The 2,824-nt window shown below is 73.3% G+C and carries 4 protein-coding genes and 1 pseudogene; all 5 read left to right on the top strand.

Going from position 1 to position 2,824, the window contains the following annotated elements; all coding sequences use genetic code 11:
* Nucleotides 1–346 (top strand): annotated as a pseudogene (locus ACFV5N_RS26365) (hypothetical protein); the annotation flags it as partial.
* Nucleotides 346–1,305: an NADH-quinone oxidoreductase subunit H gene (locus ACFV5N_RS26360; protein WP_385604606.1), complete on the top strand. Its 960-nt coding sequence runs from the start codon at nucleotides 346–348 to the stop codon at nucleotides 1,303–1,305. The pseudogene ACFV5N_RS26365 and the gene ACFV5N_RS26360, both read left to right, overlap by 1 nt.
* Nucleotides 1,302–1,826: a NuoI/complex I 23 kDa subunit family protein gene (locus ACFV5N_RS26355; RefSeq protein ID WP_385604603.1), complete on the top strand. Its 525-nt coding sequence runs from the start codon at nucleotides 1,302–1,304 to the stop codon at nucleotides 1,824–1,826. Before ACFV5N_RS26360 ends, ACFV5N_RS26355 begins: the two co-directional genes overlap by 4 nt.
* Nucleotides 1,823–2,320 (top strand): NADH-quinone oxidoreductase subunit J, encoded by a 498-nt coding sequence (locus ACFV5N_RS26350; protein ID WP_385604600.1) that lies wholly within the window; start codon nucleotides 1,823–1,825, stop codon nucleotides 2,318–2,320. Before ACFV5N_RS26355 ends, ACFV5N_RS26350 begins: the two co-directional genes overlap by 4 nt.
* Nucleotides 2,321–2,325: 5 nt before the next feature.
* On the top strand, nucleotides 2,326–2,649 hold the full coding sequence (gene nuoK, locus ACFV5N_RS26345; protein ID WP_385604609.1) for an NADH-quinone oxidoreductase subunit NuoK: 324 nt from the start codon (nucleotides 2,326–2,328) through the stop codon (nucleotides 2,647–2,649).
* Nucleotides 2,650–2,824 lie beyond the last annotated feature (175 nt).

The following is a 2,824-nucleotide window of genomic DNA, read 5'->3' as shown; positions in this document are numbered from 1 at the left end:
GTCCGCGTCCGACGGTTCCGCGAGCCAGCGGGCCGCCACGGGCGTCGGCGGAACACCTGCCCCCGGCGAGGCACGCCCGCCCGGGCGCCCGCCCCGGGGCGGCGACGCGCCGTGGCACGACCCCCGCCCCGCCTACGGGCCGGACGCGGACGGCGGCCCGGCGGCGGAGACGGCGGACGGCCCCGAACCCCCGCGGTCGCGTGGCGGGGAGCAGGGGAGTGCGGGGCGGGCGCGTACCGCTTCCGGCGAACCCCCCACCGCGGAGCACCCCGACCGGGACCCGCGCCGTGACGGCGACCGGGACCAGGACGGCAACCCCGGCCCGGACCGGGAAGGGGACGCCTGATGGACGTGCTGGACGTACTCGCCCGGGTGGCGGCCGTCCTCGTCGCCTTCCTCCTGCTGCCCCTCCTCGTCGGCCAGCTGGAGCACAAGGTCATGGCGCACATGCAGGGCCGCGTCGGCCCGATGCACGCCGGCGGCTTCCACGGCTGGGCCCAGCTGGTCGCGGACGGCGTGAAGTTCGCCCAGAAGGAGGACACCGTCCCCGAGGGCGCCGACCGCCGCGTGTTCCAGCTGGCGCCCGCGCTCGCCCTCATCCCGTACCTGATCGTCCTCGTCGCCATCCCGCTCGGCCCAGGAGGCGCGGTCGGCCAGGTCGTCGACGCCGGGATCTTCTTCGTCCTCGCCGTCCTCGGCGTCGGCATCCTCGGCTCCCTCATGGGCGGCTGGGCGTCCGCCAACAAGTACTCGCTGCTGGGCGCGCTGCGCACCGCCGCCCAGCTGATGGCGTACGAACTGCCGCTCCTGCTGGCCGCCGCCTCCGTCGCGATGGCCGCCGGGACGCTCTCCCTCACCGGGATCCTCGCCGCCTTCGAGTGGTGGTGGATCCCGTGGCAGCTGATCGGCGCGTTCGTGTTCTTCACCGCCGGCCTGGCCGAACTCCAGCGCCCGCCGTTCGACGCCCCGATCGCGCCCGAGGAGATCATCTTCGGCGCGTACACCGAGTACTCGGGGCTGCGCTTCGCCTTCTTCCTCCTCGCCGAGTACGCGGGCATCGTCGTCGTCTCGGCACTGACCGCCGTCCTCTTCCTCGGCGGCTGGCACGGCCCGTTCTCCGACACCCTCGGCTGGCTGTGGATGCTGCTGAAGACCGCCGCGCTCAGCTTCGTCGTCATCTGGGCCCGGGTCGCCTGGCCACGGCTGCGGGCCGACCAGATCCAGTCGTTCGCGTGGACGGTCCTCGTCCCCCTCGCCCTGGCGCAGCTCGCGCTGACCGGCGTCATCACGGTGGTGATCTCATGAGTTACGGATCGGGCCTCGCCAAGGGGCTGGCGATCACCCTGCGCACCATGACCCGGCGCTCGGTCACCCAGCACTACCCGGAGACCCAGCCCGAACTGCCGCCGCGCAGCCGGGGCGTGATCGCGCTGTTCGAGGAGAACTGCACGGTCTGCATGCTGTGCGCCCGGGAGTGCCCGGACTGGTGCATCTACATCGACTCGCACAAGGAGACGCTGCCGCCCGCCGCGCCCGGCGGCCGGGAGCGCAGCCGGAACGTCCTGGACCGGTTCGCGATCGACTTCTCGCTGTGCATGTACTGCGGGATCTGTGTCGAGGTGTGCCCGTTCGACGCGCTGTTCTGGTCGCCGGAGTTCGAGTACGCGGAGACCGACATCCGCGACCTCACCCACGAACGCGACCGGCTGCGGGAGTGGATGTGGACGGTGCCCGAGCCGCCGCCGCTCACCGAGGCCGCCGAGGAGCCGAAGGAGATCGCCGCCGCGCGCAAGGCCGCCGACCGGCAGGCGGGGGCCGGGCGGTGAACCTGCTGGAGGTGATCTTCCTCCTCGTCTCGGTCGTGGTCCTCGGCTCCGCCGTGCTGTGCGTGACGAGCCGGCGGCTGGTCCGCGCCGCCCTGTGGCTGGTGGTGGCGCTCGGCGGGATGGCCGTCCAGTACCTGCTGCTGACCGCCGAGTTCGTGGCCTGGGTGCAGGTCCTCATCTACCTCGGCTCGGTGGTCGTCCTGCTGCTGTTCGGCCTGATGCTCACCAAGGCGCCCATCGGCCCGTCCCCGGACGCCGACTCCGGCAACCGGCCGGTGGCGCTCACCGTCGCCGGGGCCTCGGCCGTCGCGCTCGTCGTCCTCGTCGCGGACGCCTTCCGCGGCGAGGTGATCGACCTGGACACCCCGCACGGCCGCAGCGAGGCCATCGGGCAGAGCCTGTTCACCCACTGGGTCCTGCCGTTCGAGGCGCTGTCCGTGCTCCTGCTGGCCGCGCTGATCGGCGCCGTCGTCGTCTCCCGGGAGCGCCGCTGATGGAACTGCATCTGCTCTACCCGGCGCTGGTCGCCGTGCTGCTGTTCTGCGTGGGCCTGTACGGGGTGCTGGCGCGCCGCAACGTGATCCTCGTCCTCATGTCGGTCGAACTGATGCTCGCCGCCGTGATGCTGAACCTCGTCGCCTTCGACGTCTGGCTGCGCGACACCCTCCACTCCGGGCAGGTCTTCACCCTCTTCCTCATCGCCCTCGCCGCCGCCGAGATCGGCATCGGCCTCGCCATCGTGCTGCTCGTCCACCGCAACCGCGGCATCTCCTCCGTTGACCGGTTGCGCGAAACGGGGGAGCGCCGGGAGAAGGCCCAGTGACCGTTACGACCGCCGCAGTCCTCGTCCCCCTGCTGCCCGCCCTGGCCGCCGCGCTGATCCTCCTCACCGGGCGCCGGGCCCCCGGCTTCGTCCAGCCGCTCGCCGTCCTGCCCACCCTGGCCGCCGCCCCCCCCGCCGTCCCCCGCCCCCGGCGGCAGGGCGGCGGCGGCCCCGT

This window comes from Streptomyces sp. NPDC059853, assembly GCF_042731495.1.
Lineage (GTDB): Bacteria > Actinomycetota > Actinomycetes > Streptomycetales > Streptomycetaceae > Streptomyces.
This window is presented reverse-complemented; position numbering and strand designations above follow the sequence as displayed.